Origin of the sequence: Streptomyces sp. NPDC058198 (assembly GCF_042882605.1) — a bacterium.
Lineage (GTDB): Bacteria > Actinomycetota > Actinomycetes > Streptomycetales > Streptomycetaceae > Streptomyces.
This window is the reverse complement of record NZ_JBHVVP010000001.1, coordinates 949,125-965,846: the sequence shown is the minus strand read 5'-3', so window position 1 is coordinate 965,846 and position 16,722 is coordinate 949,125. Positions and strand designations below refer to the sequence as shown.

The following is a 16,722-nucleotide window of genomic DNA, read 5'->3' as shown; positions in this document are numbered from 1 at the left end:
CGGATTTCACACGAGGACGGGGCAGGCGGCCGACTGAAGCCAGGCCGTCCGCACGCCGTCCCGTCACGTTGCCGTCACGTTGTCCGTACGCCGCCCGTACGTCGTCGTCATGCGCGGTCAGAGGAACCGGCGGATGGGCATGACCGCGAGTTCCCGCGCGCGCTGAGCGACGGAACGCCGCTTCCAGCGGCCCGGCTCGATCGGCTCGCTCGCTGTCAGATCCTCGTCGAAGTCCGCGTCCAGGACGGCGGCGAAGTCCTCGTCGATCACGGCGAGCATGACCTCCTCGTCGTGGTCCAGGGAGCGCCGGTTGACATTGGTGGAGCCGACGAGAGCGGCGATACCGTCCACGGTGATCACCTTGGCGTGCATCATCGTCGGCTGGTACTCCCAGATCCGCACGCCGCAGGCGAGCAACTCCTCGTAGTGGTCCTGCCCGGCCAGCCGGCAGACCCGCTTGTCGGTGTGCGGGCCCGGCAGCAGGATCTCCACATCGACCCCGCGCGCGGCCGCCCGGCACAGCAGGTCCACGAAATACGGGTCCGGCGCGAAATAGGCGGTGGCCAGCCGCAGCCGGTCCTGGGCGGACTCGATCACCACCCGCATCAGGGTCTGCATGTCCTGCCAGCCGAAGCTCGCGGAGCCCCGCACGATCTGCACCACGGCGTCGCCCTGCTGGGGGTGCTCGATGAAACGGTCCCGGTCGTCGAAGAGTTCGTCATGGCACTCGGCCCAGTTCTGGGCGAACGCGGCGGCGATCCCGTCCACGGCGGGCCCGCGCACCCGCACATGGGTGTCGCGCCATTCGTTCTCGTTCCTGGCGTCGCCGCACCACTCCTCGGCGATTCCGACCCCGCCGGTGTACGCGGTCGACTCGTCCACCACGAGGACTTTCCGATGGCAGCGGTGATTCTGCTTCATCGGCGTGATCCACAACGGCCTGCGGAACCAGGCCACTTCGACCCCGGCGTCCGCCATCGCCGTCAGCAGACTCTGCTCTATGAGCCGGCTGCCGAAGCCGTCGAGCAGCAGCCGGACGCGCACCCCGGCGCGGGCCCGGTCGGCGAGAGCCTCCGCGAACTCCCTCGCTATCTCCCCGCGCCAGTAGACGAAGGTCATCATGTCGATGGTGTGCTCGGCGCCCCGGATGCTTGCCAGCATGGCCGCGAAGATCTGGTCGCCGTTGCGCAGCCGGACCAGAGCGTTGCCCTCGGTCGCGGCGATCCCGAGCAGCCTCTCCAGACGGCGGCGGAGAAGCTGCCCGGACGGCGGGGCCGACGGGGACGGTGCGGGACCTGTGCCCGGCTTCGGCGTTTCCTGACGAGTACTCATCGGACGGTCAGCGCCACTGCTTCTCCCGCGGTGACCGACATGGCCGCCTGGTCGGCGAAGGCGGTGGCCAACTGCCGTTCCGCGACGGCGAGGGCCTCCTCGACGACGCGCGTCCCGGTGGAGACACAGAGCGTGTAGGTGAGGTCCTCCAGTCTTCTGCGCGTTTCCGGGCTCTCCTTCTCGGCGTGCAGGATCTGGAGGACTTCGTACTGCTGCACAAGGTTGCGCAGTATCGCGGGGTGAGCCATGAGCACGGGCGTGCCTTCCGTCGTCGTCGGGGGTCTGTCGCTCTCGCCGTCTGCCCCCACGAGTGGAGACCATGTACACGTATTTCGGCCTTCCGGTGTGGCGCGGGAACACCGGGGGCCGGGACGGCGGCCCAGGAACCACAAGGTTCACCCGGAGACTCTTCGGCACCGATCGCGGGGGTAAACGGCGGGGAGGAGATGGCCGTAAGAGAAGCCCAATCGACGGGGTGAGATGTATGCACCACCCGCACACGACCGACCACCAGTCCCCCCACCCCGCCGAGCGCGACTGCCGGCCGCGACGGGCGGCCGAGGCCCGCGACGCGACGTACGGGTTTCTCGCCGGCCTGTGCCCGACACCCTCCGCGCACACCTCCCAGAATCTGGTCCTGGTGGTGTCCGAGCTGGTGACGAACGCGCTGCGGCACGCGGGGGAGGTCACTTCCCTGCAACTGCGCGCGGACCGGCGGAGCCTGCAGATCGTGGTGAACGACCCCAGCCCCGCGCAGCCCCAGGACCGTACGCCGGATCTCACCGGCAGGACCGGCGGCTTCGGCTGGCCCATGGTCCAGCGGCTGGCCGAAAAGGTCACGGTCCGCCCCCGCCCCGGTGGCGGGAAGACCATCCGGGCCGTTCTCGCGCGGTAGCGCGTGGCGGGTCCGTACGGGGGCGGGCCTGGCGGGTCGCGGGTGTCCGGAACGGTGCGTTGACACCGTGGTGCGGGCGATCTACGTTGCTCGTAGAAAGCGCTTGCTGTGCGGCGCCCGCAGCGGGAGGTCGCCGGCGTGCGTCCCGAAGCCCGAAGGCCCGAACCCCGAAGGGGAGTGTTCGCGACGTCTCCGCGCACCCTGACAGACCGGCGGATCCGCACCGCCGTCATCGGCACCGGAGGGATCGCCAGGGGCGCCCACCTCCCGGCTCTCCAGGCCCTCGGCGACGACATCGAGACGGTCGCCGCCTTCGACATCGACGAGAAGGCCGTTCGCGCGTTCTGCGCCGACGGCGGCATCCCGCATCCCTGCACCGACCTCGGCCGCATGCTCGACGAGCACCGCCCGGACCTGGTCACCGTCTGTACACCGCCCGTCTTCCACCGCGAGCAGACCGTCGCCGCACTGCGGTCCGGCGCCTGGGTGTGGTGCGAGAAGCCGCCGTGCCCGTCCCTCGCCGACTTCGACGCCATCGAGGCGGCGGAGGGCGCGGACGGCGGACCGTACGCCTCGATCGTGTTCCAGCACCGCTTCGGCTCCGGGGCCCTGCACGCCCGCTCCCTGATCGCCGACCGGGCGATGGGCCGCCCCCTGGTCGCCCACTGCCAGACCACCTGGTACCGGGACGCCGCGTACTACGCCGTGCCCTGGCGCGGCACCTGGGCAAGCGAGGGCGGCGGTCCCGCGATGGGCCACGGCATCCACCAGATGGATCTGCTGCTGGATCTGCTCGGACCATGGAGCGAGGTACGCGCCATGGCGGGCCGGATGGTCCACGATGTCGAGACCGAGGACGTCTCCACGGCGCTCGTCCGCTTCGAGAGCGGCACGCTGGCCACGATCGTCAACAGTGTGCTCAGCCCGGACGAGGTGAGCCGCGTCCGTGTCGACTGTGAGCGCGCCACCGTCGAAGTGACGCATCTGTACGGGCACACCAACGACGACTGGCGGATCACCCCCGCCCCCGGTGTCGATCCCGCGGAGCTGGCCGGCTGGCGCGACATGGGCGAGAACGTGCCCAGCTCGCACCTGGCCCAGCTGCGTGCGCTCGTCGCCGATCTGCGGGCCGGCCGCCGGCCGCGCGGCAGCGGAGCCGACGGCCGCACCAGCCTCGAACTGATCACCGCGCTCTACAAGTCGGCCTTCACCGACACCACCGTCAGGGCCGGCGAGATCGGCCCGGGCGACCCCTTCCACGCCGCCCTGCACGGCAATATCCCCGGCTGGGCGCCGCGGCCCGTCCCCGTCACGGAGATCCCCGTATGACCGCGCCCGAACCGATCACACTCGTTCCGACGGCAGCCGTGCCGACGATGCCCGATCCGGCCGTGCCCGATCCGGCCGTCGCGCCCGGTCTGCGGCTGACCCATGCGCACGGCGACCGTATCGACCTGCGGTCCGGCGAGGTCACCCTGCTCAGCTATGTCTACCGGCCCGAGGCGGCGTGGGAGGCCCCCAAGCCGTATCTGCATCCGCTGCGCACGCTCTCCGGGGGTGTGGTCACCGACTACCGGCCCAACGACCACCGCTGGCACAAGGGCCTCCAGCTCACCGCCTCCCATCTGTCGGGACAGAACCTGTGGGGCGGAAACTCCTATGTGCGCGGCGAGGGTTACCTCCCTCTGCCGGAGCGCGTCGGCTCGATGAGCCATGAGGGCTTCGACGAGGTGTCGGCCGCCGAAGGACGCGCCGTCATCGCCGAACGGCTGGCCTGGCGCAACCACGACGGCGACGCGTGGGCCGACGAGTCCCGCCGGATCGAGATCCATGACCTCGATCCGGCGGCCGGTGCCTGGACGCTGACCTGGGCGAGCGCCGTCACCAATCGCCGGGACGAGCCGCTGCGCTTCGGCAGCCCCACCACCGAGGGCCGCGAGATGGCCGGCTACACCGGTCTCTTCTGGCGGGGCCCGCGCGCCTTCCGGGCCGGGCGGCTCCTCGGCCCGGAGCTGGAGGGTGAGGAGCTGATGGGGACGCAGGCCCCCTGGGTCGCGTACAGCGGAGAGTTCGACTCCGTCGACGGACACGCCACGGTCGTCTTCGCGCACGCGCCGGAGAACGACCACACGGGCGCCGGGGGAGAGCACCCCGCCCACTGGTTCGTACGCAGCGACCCGTTCGCGGCCGTCGCACCCTCCTGGGCGTTCCACGAGGAGCTGGTCCTCCGGCCGGGTGACACGCTGACCCGGCGCTGGCGTGTCGTCGTGGCCGACGGCCGCTGGGAACGCGACGACATCGCCGCGTACCTCAAGGGGCTGGCATGGTGAGCCCGGCGGCGGGATTCGCCGGACTGCCGGGCGCCGTCGCCGTCTCCCATCTGAGTGTGTACGACTGGGAGGCCGCCGACGGACTCTGCGGCGGCACCCCGCATCTGCACCTCACCTGCTCCGAGGCGTATGTGGTGACCGCGGGCCGCGGCGCCGTACAGACCCTCGGCGCCGAGAGTGCCGACACCACACCGCTGGAGCCCGGCGCCGTCGTCTGGTTCACGCCCGGCACCATCCACCGCCTCGTCAACGAGGACGGTCTGCGCATCGTCGTCCTGATGCAGAACAACGGGCTGCCCGAGGCCGGTGACGCCGTGCTGACCCTCCCGCCGGAGTACCTCACCGACCCGGAGACCTACGCGCGGGCGGTCAGGATCCCGGACGCGTCCGAGGCGGAGCAGAGCGCCGCCGCGCGCCGCCGTCGCGATCTCGCGATCGAGGGCTTCCTGACGCTTCGTACGGCATGGGAGTGCGGTGACCGACAGCCGCTGCTCGACTTCCATCGGGCGGCCGCCGCGCTCGTACGGCCCAAGGTGGCGCACTGGCGGGCCCGTTGGGAGGCGGGGGCGGCCGAGGCGGCGCGGCAGACCGGCGTCCAGCTCGACCGGCTCGCGGCGGGCGACGCCTCGCATCTCGCCGCATCGCGGGTCCATGCCCGACGCCCCGCCGCGCGCGGAAAATTCGGCATGTGCGGACGGCTGGACACGTACGACATCCTCGGCGCTCCGGACGACGTCACGGACGGTGGCTCCGGCGGTGGTTCCGGCGCGGGCGGCTCTGACGACGGCTCTGATGACGGCCCTGACGCCGGCCCGGCGGGACGGACCGGCGGACCGTGACCGCACCGCGTTCGACCTCTGCCTACTCGGGCGCGTTCGACTTCTCGTCCCCGGCCCGCCCGCCTTCCCGTCCCTCGCCGACCTTGCGGCGGGCATCGAGCACCTGTCCGATGAACAGGTCATAGACAACGGCTCCGACGAGTCCCCCGACCAGCGGACCGACAATGGGGATCCAGAGGTAGTGGCTGAACCATTGATAGGTCCCGGGAATCGCGATGTCTCCCCAGCCCATGATGTAGGTCCACAATCGGGGCCCGAAGTCGCGTGCGGGATTGATCGCATAACCGGCGTTCGTGCCGATGCTGAGGCCGATCGCGACGACGACCATGCCGGTCAGATAGGGGCCGAGGTTGGACGCGGGTGCGGTGTTCCGCGTATCGATGAGAGCGAAAACGAGCATGACGAGCACCGCGGTGCCGATGATCTGGTCCAGCAGCGGCCCCCACCACGAACTGCCGAAGTACTCGGCCGGAAAGGTGGCGAAAATCGAGAAGGTGGAAAGCGACTGGTCCCTGGCGATTCCGGCTTTTTTGTCGAGCGCGTCGATGGCCCAGTGGTAGGAGGAAAAGACAACAGCGGCGCCCAGGAAGGCGCCTACGAGCTGTGCGCCCCAGTAGGGAAGGACCTTTCTCCAGGAAAAGCCCCGGCGCGCGGCGAAGGCGAGCGTCACCGCGGGGTTGATGTGCGCCCCGCTGACACCGCCCGCGACATACACGCCGAAGACCACGGCGAATCCCCAGCCGAATGAGACGATCACCCAGTTCGCCGCACCGAACGCGCCGACCTGGCGCCCCGATCCGGGGAGTCCGGCGACGGCGACGGCGACCGACCCGCAGCCCAGCAGGATCAGCACGAATGTTCCGAGGAATTCCGCGAGCAATTCGCCGCCGAGTCCTTCTCGGTAGCCGCGACGCCTCGAACCGGTATCTGCCATTACTCCTCCTGTCTCAGATGAGTCCGGCCTGCGATCCGCATGCTCGAAACCCACGGAGACAACCTCCGCGCGGGCCTCGAAACGGTCGGTCGCGAGACCGCATCGGCTATTCGGGTGATGGCGTGTTACCTGTCTCACAGCATAGGAACATGTCGATCAGGAGGAGTCCACCGGGAGAAAATTCCTCCCGGCCATATGGGTGAACCGTGCAGGACGGCGACGCCGGTGGACCCCGACGGCGCAATGGCCCAGGACATGAGAACGCCCGGCCGGGAGACACCGGCCGGGCGTTCCGTTCGTTCCGAGAGGGATGACTGGCAACCCCTCGTGGCGCTAGCTCGTGTACGCCTCCAGCTCGGAGAGCTGCGCGGCGGGCCAGCCGGTGTTACCGGTGAAGGTCAGCCGCAGATAGCGGGTCGACGTCCCGTCCAGATTGACGGTCGCGGTGTTGCCGCTCGACGGATTGAAGGTGTAGCCCGCCGATGCCTTGAGCGTGCTGTACGTGGAGTTGTTGGTGCTCCCCGACACGCTCAGGGTCTGTGTGCGGGTGGACCACGCCGACGACGGAGGAAGCTTCAGCACCACACGCTTGACCGCCTTCGCCGCGCCCAGGTCGACGGTGATGGTCTGCGGCCACGCGTTGTTCGTGCTCTCCCAGTACGTGTTGGCGTTGCCGTCCACCGCGTTGCCCGCGCCGTACACATCGGCGTGGCCGGACTCGGTGACCGGACGGCCCTGGGCGATGTTGCCCGTGTCCGCCGGCGGGGTGGTGGGCGGCGTGGTGGGAGGCGTGGTCGGCGGGTCGGTGGGCGGGTCGGTGGGCGGGTTGCCGCCGCCCGGTACGCCGCCGTTGGTCCACACCGGGTCGGGCCAGGTGCCGGTGCACGCGGGCGGGTTGGCGTACCAGCCCGAGTTGCCGGTGCCCTGGGTGATCTGGAAGCCGCTGCCCACACAGTTGTGGATCGGGTTGGGCTGGGCGATATGGGTGGCGACCACATTGGTGAACGAGGCCGTGCCCGGGGCCTGGATCTGCAGGGCGTACGTACCGGCCCCGTCGATCCGGATGTTGTTGAAGTGCAGCCCGTTCGTCGCGCCCTCGATCAGATGGATCGCGGCGTAGGAGCTGTCCAGGATCTCGGAGTCGGTGATGTTGATGGTGGCGTTGATCGGTTCGTTGAGACCGCTGAACCAGATCGCGCCGACGCCGAACCGCCAGTTGTAGTCATTGTTCCCGGTACGGATCAGGGTGTTGCGCGCGGCCGTGGTGGTGCCGGAGACCGCTGTGCCCTGACCGGAGTTGACCCCCGGGTAGCGGTTGGCGATGTGCAGGCCGCCGCCGTTGCTGATGGTGTCCGACATGACGTTGTCGGAGATGGTGATGTCCTTGCCGCCGTACGTGACGATGTTGTTCGCCAGGATCGGCAGGATCACCGTGTTGAACGTGAACTTGTTCTTCACGTTCGGGACGTTCTCCGCCCACATGGCCAGACCGTCGTCCCCGGTGTTGCGGACGAAGGTGTTGGTGACCGTGGAGTTCGTGACGCCGTAGTGGAAGTTCACGCCGTCGGCGGTCTGGTCCAGGATGCGGCTGTTCTTGATGGTGAAGTTGTCCATCGGGCCGTCCATCCAGGCGCCGCACTTGGTGTGCTGCATCCAGACGTTGTCGACCACGGAGTTGGACATCGCGCCACCGATGGCGTTGACCTGGTCGTTGTCCACGCGCTCACGGATGTCGCCCATGATGGCGAAGTCCTTGAGGGTGACATTGCTGCTGCCGCCTGCCGAGGCGTACTTGCCGTAGACGCCGACGGCCTTGCTGCGGTCGGACGGGTCACGTCCGGTCAGCACGCTGTACCAGGGGCCCGCACCGCGCAGCGTCACCTTGTCGACGACGATGTGGTCGCGCACCTGGAAGGTGCCCTGCGGTATGTAGACCTCTTTGCCCTGAGTCCTGCCCGCGTCGACCGCCGCCTGGATCTTGGCGGTCGAGTCGGCGGCGCCGGTCGGGTCGGCGCCGAAGTCGCTCACCACGTCCAGCGCGCCCGAGGGCTTGCCGATCGGTGCGCCGACCTGCTCGAAGTCGGCCAGGTCGATGGTGAACGTCGGTGACGAGGCCGTCGAGGAGACCTGGAGCCGGACCTTGGTACCGGCCGCCAGGGTCGACCCGAACATGGTGCGGGTCTCGTCGTAGAAGTGGTGCGGGTTGGTGTCGCCGGGGTTGTTGTTGAAGGGATAACCGCCGTAGTACCAGCCGTACTTGGAGGTCACCGGCACGCTCTTGAGCGAGTTGCCGTTGACCCGCAGGTCGATGGTGGCGTCCCGGCCGGTGCCCGCCGAGTTGTCCGGCAGCGAGTAGCGGAACGACATCGCGTTCGCGGGCGCGGTGAGCGTGAACTCGACGTACTCGCCGACCGCGTCGAGCGTCACGGCCTGCCGGCCGGACGCCTCCGAAGGCAGCGTGCCGTAGAGGCGATTGGGTCCGATCAGGCTGCCGTTGGTGGCGGCGTACTCGGCTTCCTGCTCCTTGAACGGCAATGTCGCGCCGCGGCCGGGGACGTTGACCGGAGAGGGGGCGGGGACCGCCGCTGCCTGAGCGGCGGGTGCGGTGGAGAGCACGACCGCTGCGGCTGTCCCGGCCACAGCGAGTGCGAGGGACACGGATGCGGAAATGCTGCGCCGGAGCAAGCGGCGTCTAGGGGGGAGTGTCACAGACATACGTCCTTGCGGCTCGTGGGGACTCTGCGGACGCGAAAAGGCTAGAAGTGGGGCCGCAGAAAGTCTATGAATCTGCGCAATTTTTGAAGGCAGAAGTAAAAATCTTCGACGCGGGCGGATGGGCGGTGCTGCACATACCGGATTAATGCGCTCAACTCGCTTGCGCGGTACGGGTGATGGCGAGTCGGCGGCTCGTCCGGCGGCTCGTCCGGCGGAGCCGCCTCGGACGCCGCCGCACTCCTGGGCCGCGCCGTGGCGCACCCTCAACGCCGCCTCCGTGCACACCTCTTGTAGTGCCTTCGAGGTCGGCCCTACGATGCTTGACGCCGGGCATGAAACGTTTCAATCGAAGGGGCTGCGATGGGCATGGGCTGGACACGCCGAGGTCTCCTGCACACCTCCGTGGTGGGCGCGGGAGCTGGAATCGCCGGGCTGGCCGCCGCCTCCCCGGCCGCCGCCACGCCCCCGGCCGGCACCCCGGCGGGTAAGGGCGCCCGTGCGGGCCGACTGCGGATCGCGACCTCCACGGTCGAGTACGCGGAGCAGCTCCTCGGCACCGACATCGCCGCCCCGCTGCTGTCCTGGGAGCTCGACGGCGAGGGTGACAGCCGCGACGGCGGCGGGCGTGGCGGCGAACGCGACGGCCGGGGTGCACACCAGAGCGCCTATCAGATCAGGGCCGCCACCGATCCGCGCGACCTCGCGGCCGGCCGAGGACTGCTCTGGGACACCGGCCGCGTGACCTCCGACCGCACTGTCGCCGTCCCCTACGCCGGCCCCGCGCTGCCGCCCCGTACCCGCTGTCACTGGCAGGTCCGCGTCTGGGACGCCGACGGAAACGCCTCGGAGTGGAGCACGGCCGGCTGGTGGGAGACCGCGCTCGGCGATGAGAAGTGGCAGGCCCAGTGGATAGGCGCGGACCAGCCCGCCGAGCCGCCGGCCCTCGACGGCGCGTCCTGGATCTGGACCGAAGGAGCGACCACCGGCGACGCCCCCGCCGGGCCACGGTGGTTCCGCGCCGGACTCGACCTCCCCGCGGGCGCGGACATCACGCGTGCCACGGTCGTCGCCACGGCCGACGACGACTTCACCCTGCACCTCGACGGCCGGCAGGTGCTGCACGCGCCCGAGCAGGTGGACGGCTGGCGCACCGGCCAGATGGCCGCCGTCACCGAGGCCGTACGGTCCGCCGGCGACCGGATCGTCCTCGCGGCCCTCGCCACCAACCGCGGCAGCGTCTCGGTCAATCCGGGCGGCCTGCTGGTACGGCTGCTCGTCGAGACGGCCGGTGGCGCGAGCCATCAGCTGGTCACCGGAGCCCTCTGGCGCTGCGCGGACACCGAGCAACCGGGCTGGGAGCGGCCGGACTTCGCCGACGGCGACTGGTCCCCGGCGACCGTGCTCGCCCCCTACGGCCAGGGACCGTGGGGCACGGGAGTCTCGGTCGCCGTGCCCGAGGCGCCCGCACCCCTGCTGCGCCGCGAGTTCACCGTACGCAAGCCGGTCAGCCGCGCCCGGCTCTACATCAGCGGACTGGCCTACTACGTCGCCGAGTTGAACGGGAAGCGGGTCGGCAGTCAGGTCCTCGACCCGGCCTTCACCGACTACGACGAGACCGTGATGTACGCCGTGCACGACGTGACTGCTCTGCTGCGCGACGGCAACAACGCGATCGGAGTGACCCTCGGCCGCGGCTTCTTCGGCATGACGACCCCCAACGTCTGGAACTGGCACCGGCCGCCCTGGCACGGCGAGCCCCGGCTGCTGTGCCGGCTGGAGGCCGAGCACCCCGACGGCACGCGCACCACCGTCGTCTCCGACACCGACTGGCGCATCACCGAAGGCCCGACGCTCACCAACTCCCTCTACGCGGGCGAGACATACGACGCCCGGCGAGCCTCCACGGGCTGGACCCTGCCCGGCTTCGACGACAGCGCCTGGCGTCACCCCACACCCAGGACGGCCCCCAAGGGCGCCCTCCGCGCGCAGCCGCACGACCCCATCGAGGTCATCGAGACCCTCACCCCGACGGCGATCACCGAGCTGCGCCCCGGCGTGTACGTCGTCGACATGGGCCGGACGACAGCGGGGTGGACCCGGCTGACGGTAACCGCCCCGGCCGGTACCGTCGTTCAGCTCGTCCACGGCGAGAAGCTCAAGGAGGACGGCAGCGTCCACGCGGAGACCGGGCATGTGCCGGGACGGTTCCAGCGCGACGAGTACATCTGCGCCGGTGGCGCGGGCGCCGAGGTGTGGGAGCCGTCGTTCTCGTACAAGGGCTTCCGCTATGTCCAGGTCAGCGGGCTCCCGTCCCGGCCGCGCCCCGAGGATGTGCGGGGCCGGGTGGTGCACACCAAGGTGGCGGAGGTCAGCAGCTTCGGCTGCTCGGAGCCGTTCTACGAGCAGCTCGACCGGGCGATGCGCCGCACCCTGCTCAACAATCTGCACGGCATCCCGACCGACACCCCCATGTACGAGAAGAACGGCTGGACGGGCGACGCACAGCTCGGAGCGCCGATCATGGAGTACGCCTTCGGGGTCCACCGTTTCCTGGCGAAATGGCTCGGCGACCTGGCGGACAGTCAGAACGCCGACGGTCAGCTGCCGGTGATCGTGCCCAGTGGCGGCTGGGGCTACGGAGATCTCGGGCCTTCCCCCGAGTGGACGACCGTATATCCGTTCCTGGTACGCGAGATGTACCGGATCTACGGCGACGACCGGGTGGCGCGCGAGCACTGGCCGACGGTGACCCGCTATCTCGACTGGGAACTCGACCGGGTGGTGGACGGTCTCGCGGTCACCGCGCTCGGTGACTACCTGCCGCCCGGCTACGGCGGCAATCCGCCCGAGGACACCCGGCTGACGGCGACCGCGTATCTGCACCGCGCGCTGACGCAGACGGCCGAGCTGGGCGATCTGCTCGGCCACGGCGAGGTCGCGGAGCGCTACCGGGCGGCGGCGAACGGGCTGAAGGAGGCATTCAACGCCACGTTCCTCGACGCCTCCGGGCACTACCGCACAGCAAAGGATCCGGGGTACCGGCAGACGTCCAACGCCCTTCCGCTGGCCTTCGGCCTGGTGCCGAGCGGCGCTCGCGCCTCGGTGCTCGACAGCCTCGTCGCGGACATCGCGGCCCGCGGCAATCATCTCAACACCGGGGCGCTCGGCACGAGCGTGCTGCTGCGCGTCCTGTGCGCGCACGGCCGCCCGGAGGTCGCGCACGCCATCGCCACCCAGCGTACGTATCCGAGCTGGGGCTACTGGTTCGACAACGGCGCGGACACCATGTGGGAGATGTGGCCGCTCGACTCGCGCTCGCGCGACCACTACTTCCAGGGCACGGTCGTCCAGTGGCTGTACGAGAACGTCGCGGGACTGCGGCCGGGTGACGCGGGCTATCGCACCTTCACGGTCCGGCCCGACGGACGGACCGGGGTGAGCTGGGCCCGTACCTCGATCCGCACGGTGCGCGGCACGGCGGCGGTGGCGTGGTCGAAGATCGGCAAGGATCTGCGGCTCACGGTCCGGGTGCCGGTCGGGGCGACGGCGGAGATCCACGTACCGGCGGAGCGCCGGGAAGACGTCACGGCACCGGCGGGAGCCGGCTATCTGCGCACCGAGCCGGGCTTCGTGGTGTACCGGGCGGAGCACGGCGCCTGGGACTTCGTGGGGCGGGGCTGACGGGGAAGGGGCGCGGCGCTGAGGGACACGGCTGACGGGGGAGGGGCGAGTGACGGGTGTCGTCCGGCGCGGCACATGGCGACCGGTGGCGCGGCCGACGAGGTGGCGGGCGCCGCGCCACGCCGGCCGACGGCGCCCCGGCCGCGGCGCGATGTCTCAGTCGCGCCGCAGCAGATACGTGTCCATGATCCAGCCCTTGCGGGCCCGCGCCGCCGACCGCAGCTCCTCGATCCGCCCGGCGACCTCGGAGAGCCGCCCGGAGACCAGGATCTCGTCCTCCGTGCCCACATAGGCGCCCCAGTGGATGACGGGATCCGCCGCCAGATGGTGCCGGAACGACTGATGCGCGTCCAGCATCACGACGACATCGTCCACCCCGTCCGGCCAGCCCTCGGCGAGCCGCCGGCCCGTGGTGATCTGTACGGGCCGGCCCACGCGGTTCAGCCCGACGCGATGCCGGGCGGCCAGCGCCGAGACACTGCTGATGCCAGGAATCACCTCATGGTCGAACCGCACCCTGCCGCGCTCCAGGATCTCTTCCAGGACGGCGAGCGTGGAGTCGTACAGGGCGGGATCGCCCCAGACGAGGAACGCCCCGGTCCTGTCCTCGCCAGGACCCTCGCCCAGCTCATTGATGATCATGCGCTCGTAGAGGGCGGCCCGTCGGCTCCGCCAGTCGTCGACGGCTCCGGGATAGGCGGCGCTGTCGGCGACGCGGTCCCGCTCGGGGTCACGGGCCTCGACCAGCCGATAGGCGCGGCCGTCGATGTGCCGCCGCAGGATCTCGTGCCGGAGCGCGATGAGGTCGGACTTCTCTTCGCCCTTGTCGAGCAGGAAGAAGACATCCACATGGTTGAGCGCTTTGACCGCCTGCACGGTCAGCTGGTCCGGGTCGCCCGCCCCGATACCGATGACGTAGATCTTTCTCACCGGACCGAGTCTGCCCCATGCCCTCCGGCCATCCCGCCCTCGCGCGGAGAGGCGGCGGACATTCATCGGATATCTGATGATCCATCAGAGTCTTCGAAGGTCTTACGCGCGCCGCCGCACGCGACATATGCTCCGCCCATGCGTGCCGCCCTCTTCGTCACCTGCGTCAACGACGCCGTGTATCCGTCCACCGGGATCGCGACCGTACGGCTCCTCGAACGGCTCGGGGTCGAAGTCGACTTTCCCGATGCGCAGAGCTGCTGCGGCCAGCCGCAGTTCAACACCGGCTACCGCCGCGAGACCGAGCCGCTGGTACGGCGGATGGCCCGGGCCTTCGAAGGGTACGAGTATGTGGTCACCCCGTCCGGATCCTGCGCGGCGATGGTCCGCCACCACTACCCGAAGATCGGCGACGCGGCCGCCGCGTCCCTTGCCTCACGGACGTACGAACTGACGGAGTTCCTGGTCGATGTGGTGGGCGTGACGGATGTCGGCGCGTACTTCCCGCATGCCGTCACCTACCACCCCTCGTGCCACGGTCTGCGGTTGCTGGGGCTGGGCGAGCGGCCGCGGAAGCTCCTGGAGGCGGTGCGGGGCCTGGAGCTCCGGGAGCTGCCGGGGGCAGAGGAATGCTGCGGCTTCGGCGGCACCTTCGCGGTCAAGAACTCCGATGTTTCCGCGGCGATGGGCCAGGACAAGGTACGCAACGCCGTCTCCACCGGAGCCGGTGTGCTGTGCGGCGCGGACAACTCCTGCCTGATGCACATCGGCGGGATCGTGAGCCGTGAGGATGCTCCGGTGCGTGCGGTGCATCTCGCGGAGATTCTGGCGTCGACGGAAGAGGAGCCCTGGTCATGAGCGGTACGTATCTGGGGATGCCGGCGTTTCCGGTGGCGGCGAAGGCCGCGGTGGGCAACGCGACACTGCGCGAGAATCTGCGGCACGCCACGCACACGATCCGCGACAAGCGGGCCAAGGCGGTGGCGGAGCTGGACGACTGGGCCGAGCTGCGCGAGGCGGGCAAGCAGATCAAGGACCACACGCTGCGCCATCTGGACCGGTACCTGATCCAGCTGGAGGAGTCGGTCACGGCGGCCGGCGGGGTGGTGCACTGGGCCGCCGACGCCGCTGAGGCGAACCGGATCGTGGCCGGCCTGGTGAAGGCCACCGGCGAGTCGGAGGTCGTCAAGGTCAAGTCGATGGCCACCCAGGAGATCGGCCTGAACGAGGCGCTCGAAGCCGAAGGCATCTCCGCGTACGAGACCGACCTGGCCGAACTCATCGTGCAGCTCGGCGACGACCGTCCCTCGCACATCCTCGTCCCGGCGATCCATCGCAACCGGGGCGAGATCCGTGACATCTTCCGTGACCGGATGGCCGCGTGGGGACGGGCGGCGCCGGAGGGGCTGTCCGATTCCCCCGCCGAACTCGCCGAGGCGGCCCGGCTGCATCTGCGGGAGAAGTTCCTGCGGGCGAAGGTCGGTATCTCCGGGGCGAACTTCATGGTCGCGGAGACCGGGACGCTCGTGGTCTTCGAGTCGGAGGGCAACGGGCGCATGTGCCTGACCCTCCCCGAGACCTTGATCTCCGTCGTCGGTATCGAGAAGGTCGTGCCGACCTGGCAGGACCTGGAGGTCTTCCTGCAGACCCTGCCGCGTTCGTCGACGGCCGAGCGGATGAACCCGTACACGAGCATGTGGACCGGCACCCACGACACCGACGGCCCGCGGACCTTCCACCTGGTGCTGCTGGACAACGGCCGCACCGACACCCTGGCCGACGAGGTGGGCAGGCAGGCCCTGCGCTGCATCCGCTGCTCGGCCTGTCTGAACGTCTGCCCGGTGTACGAGAGGGCCGGCGGGCACGCGTACGGCTCCGTCTACCCGGGCCCGATCGGCGCGATCCTCAGCCCCCAACTGCGCGGCACCGGCAGCGAGATCGACGCGTCACTGCCGTACGCCTCCTCCCTGTGCGGCGCCTGCTACGACGTGTGCCCGGTCGCCATCGACATCCCCGAGGTCCTGGTGCACCTGCGGGAGCGGGTCGCGGACCAGGGCGGCAAGGGCCATCGGCTGGAGAAGGCCGCGATGAAGGCGGCGGGGTGGGTCTTCGACCATCCGCGCGTGATGGCCGCGGGGGAGCGGGCCGCGTCCAGGACCCGGAGACTGCATCCGTCGCGGCTCCCGGGCGCCGGGGCCTGGACCGACACGCGTGACCTGCCGGAACTCCCACCCGAGTCGTTCCGTGACTGGTGGAAGAAGAACCGTAAGAGCGACAGCAAGAACGAGAGCAAGAGCGGCAGCGAGAACGACAGCAAGAGCGACGGCAAGAGCGCCGCCCGCGGGAGCGAGCGCGCGAACGACCGGAAGGACAACGGGACATGAGCACCGGTTCGGATTCGCGGGAGCGGATCCTCGCCCGTATCCGTGGCGCCGTCGCCGATGCCCCCGACGCCCCGGAGGCACGCCGCGACTATCTGACCACCCACACCCCGGACGACCGCGTCATCGACCTGCTCGCCGAGAACCTCGCCGACTATCGCGCCGTCGTCCACCGGTCGGACGCCGAAGAGCTTCCCTCGCTCATCGCCGGCCTGCTGGCCGGGCGCGGGGCGCGGACCGTTCTCGTACCGCCGCTGCTCCCGCCGTCCTGGCTCTCCGCGATCGGGACCGGCATCACCCAGGTCCACGACGACCCCGAGGCCACCGCCCAGGAACTCGACGCGGTCGACAGTGTCGTCACCGGCTGCGCGCTTGCCATCGCCGAGACCGGCACCCTTGTCCTCGACGCCGACCCCGACCAGGGACGCCGACGCATCACGCTCGTGCCCGACCACCACATCTGCGTCGTACGCGTCCCGGACCAGGTCGTCGGATCCGTACCCCAGGCGATGCCGCGCCTCGACCCCACCCGCCCCCTGACCTGGATCTCGGGACCGTCCGCGACCAGCGACATCGAACTCGACCGGGTGGAAGGGGTGCACGGCCCGCGCACCCTCGAAGTCATCCTGCTCACCGACTGAACGGAGGCCGGCGCGTGACGTCAGCCGCGTGACGTCACCCGCGT

12 protein-coding genes and 1 pseudogene are annotated in these 16,722 nt (G+C 70.1%); 8 read left to right on the top strand and 5 right to left on the bottom strand.

The features are described 5' to 3' along the window. Nucleotides 1-117: 117 nt before the first annotated feature. Complete coding sequence (locus ACFVWW_RS04335) at nt 118-1,332, bottom strand: phosphatidylserine/phosphatidylglycerophosphate/cardiolipin synthase family protein (RefSeq protein WP_386875842.1); 1,215 nt, start codon at nt 1,330-1,332, stop codon at nt 118-120. Beyond that, nucleotides 1,329-1,586: a DUF5133 domain-containing protein gene (locus tag ACFVWW_RS04330; RefSeq protein WP_384336109.1), complete on the bottom strand. Its 258-nt coding sequence runs from the start codon at nt 1,584-1,586 to the stop codon at nt 1,329-1,331. The genes ACFVWW_RS04335 and ACFVWW_RS04330 overlap by 4 nt, the downstream gene beginning before the upstream one ends. A 230-nt stretch (nt 1,587-1,816) precedes the next feature. Here ACFVWW_RS04330 and ACFVWW_RS04325 point away from each other — a divergent pair, with 230 nt between their 5' ends. The 4 genes and pseudogenes from ACFVWW_RS04325 to ACFVWW_RS04310 all read left to right on the top strand — a co-directional run. Further along, a complete protein-coding gene (locus ACFVWW_RS04325) occupies nt 1,817-2,227 on the top strand; it encodes an ATP-binding protein (protein WP_384184471.1) in 411 nt (136 codons plus the stop codon). Nucleotides 2,228-2,404: 177 nt separating this feature from the next. Then, nucleotides 2,405-3,556 carry a Gfo/Idh/MocA family protein gene (locus tag ACFVWW_RS04320; protein WP_386875839.1) on the top strand — a complete coding sequence of 384 codons (1,152 nt, stop codon included), beginning with the start codon at nt 2,405-2,407 and terminating at the stop codon, nt 3,554-3,556. Nucleotides 3,557-3,603: 47 nt separating this feature from the next. Next, nucleotides 3,604-4,557, top strand: coding sequence for a PmoA family protein (locus ACFVWW_RS04315; RefSeq protein WP_384184528.1), 954 nt, complete (start codon nt 3,604-3,606; stop codon nt 4,555-4,557). After that, nucleotides 4,551-5,267 (top strand): annotated as a pseudogene (locus ACFVWW_RS04310) (cupin domain-containing protein); the annotation flags it as partial. The gene ACFVWW_RS04315 and the pseudogene ACFVWW_RS04310, both read left to right, overlap by 7 nt. A gap of 151 nt (nt 5,268-5,418) precedes the next feature. On the opposite strand, the gene ACFVWW_RS04305 reads toward ACFVWW_RS04310, so the two are convergent. Both ACFVWW_RS04305 and ACFVWW_RS04300 read right to left on the bottom strand, forming a co-directional pair. After that, entirely contained in the window at nt 5,419-6,330 is a 912-nt protein-coding gene (locus tag ACFVWW_RS04305; RefSeq protein ID WP_386875837.1) for an MIP/aquaporin family protein, read from the bottom strand. 333 nt (nt 6,331-6,663) lie between these two features. Next, complete coding sequence (locus tag ACFVWW_RS04300) at nt 6,664-9,039, bottom strand: discoidin domain-containing protein (protein WP_386875835.1); 2,376 nt, start codon at nt 9,037-9,039, stop codon at nt 6,664-6,666. A 372-nt stretch (nt 9,040-9,411) separates the two neighbouring features. On the opposite strand from ACFVWW_RS04300, the gene ACFVWW_RS04295 reads away from it, so the two are divergent. Then, nucleotides 9,412-12,726 (top strand): family 78 glycoside hydrolase catalytic domain, encoded by a 3,315-nt coding sequence (locus ACFVWW_RS04295; protein ID WP_386875833.1) that lies wholly within the window; start codon nt 9,412-9,414, stop codon nt 12,724-12,726. A 156-nt stretch (nt 12,727-12,882) separates the two neighbouring features. Here ACFVWW_RS04295 and cobF read toward each other — a convergent pair whose 3' ends face one another. Further along, nucleotides 12,883-13,656 (bottom strand): precorrin-6A synthase (deacetylating), encoded by a 774-nt coding sequence (gene cobF / locus ACFVWW_RS04290; RefSeq protein ID WP_386875831.1) that lies wholly within the window; start codon nt 13,654-13,656, stop codon nt 12,883-12,885. 138 nt (nt 13,657-13,794) lie between these two features. On the opposite strand from cobF, the gene ACFVWW_RS04285 reads away from it, so the two are divergent. The 3 genes from ACFVWW_RS04285 to ACFVWW_RS04275 are packed head-to-tail and all read left to right on the top strand — an operon-like array spanning nt 13,795 to nt 16,678. Next, entirely contained in the window at nt 13,795-14,514 is a 720-nt protein-coding gene (locus tag ACFVWW_RS04285) for a (Fe-S)-binding protein (RefSeq protein ID WP_384184451.1), read from the top strand. Further along, nucleotides 14,511-16,040 (top strand): LutB/LldF family L-lactate oxidation iron-sulfur protein, encoded by a 1,530-nt coding sequence (locus tag ACFVWW_RS04280; protein ID WP_386875828.1) that lies wholly within the window; start codon nt 14,511-14,513, stop codon nt 16,038-16,040. The genes ACFVWW_RS04285 and ACFVWW_RS04280 overlap by 4 nt, the downstream gene beginning before the upstream one ends. After that, the gene (locus ACFVWW_RS04275) at nt 16,037-16,678 is read left to right on the top strand and encodes a lactate utilization protein C (protein WP_384184445.1); all 642 of its coding nucleotides are present in this window, start codon (nt 16,037-16,039) and stop codon (nt 16,676-16,678) included. The genes ACFVWW_RS04280 and ACFVWW_RS04275 overlap by 4 nt, the downstream gene beginning before the upstream one ends. Nucleotides 16,679-16,722 lie beyond the last annotated feature (44 nt).

Coding starts and splice junctions, on each gene's coding strand:
- ACFVWW_RS04305 (WP_386875837.1), bottom strand. CDS start 6,330: ATGGCAGATACCGGTTCGAGGCGTCGCGGCTACCGAGAAGGACTCGGC.
- ACFVWW_RS04335 (WP_386875842.1), bottom strand. CDS start 1,332: ATGAGTACTCGTCAGGAAACGCCGAAGCCGGGCACAGGTCCCGCACCG.
- ACFVWW_RS04280 (WP_386875828.1), top strand. CDS start 14,511: ATGAGCGGTACGTATCTGGGGATGCCGGCGTTTCCGGTGGCGGCGAAG.
- ACFVWW_RS04315 (WP_384184528.1), top strand. CDS start 3,604: ATGCCCGATCCGGCCGTGCCCGATCCGGCCGTCGCGCCCGGTCTGCGG.
- ACFVWW_RS04325 (WP_384184471.1), top strand. CDS start 1,817: ATGCACCACCCGCACACGACCGACCACCAGTCCCCCCACCCCGCCGAG.
- ACFVWW_RS04285 (WP_384184451.1), top strand. CDS start 13,795: ATGCGTGCCGCCCTCTTCGTCACCTGCGTCAACGACGCCGTGTATCCG.
- ACFVWW_RS04275 (WP_384184445.1), top strand. CDS start 16,037: ATGAGCACCGGTTCGGATTCGCGGGAGCGGATCCTCGCCCGTATCCGT.
- ACFVWW_RS04295 (WP_386875833.1), top strand. CDS start 9,412: ATGGGCTGGACACGCCGAGGTCTCCTGCACACCTCCGTGGTGGGCGCG.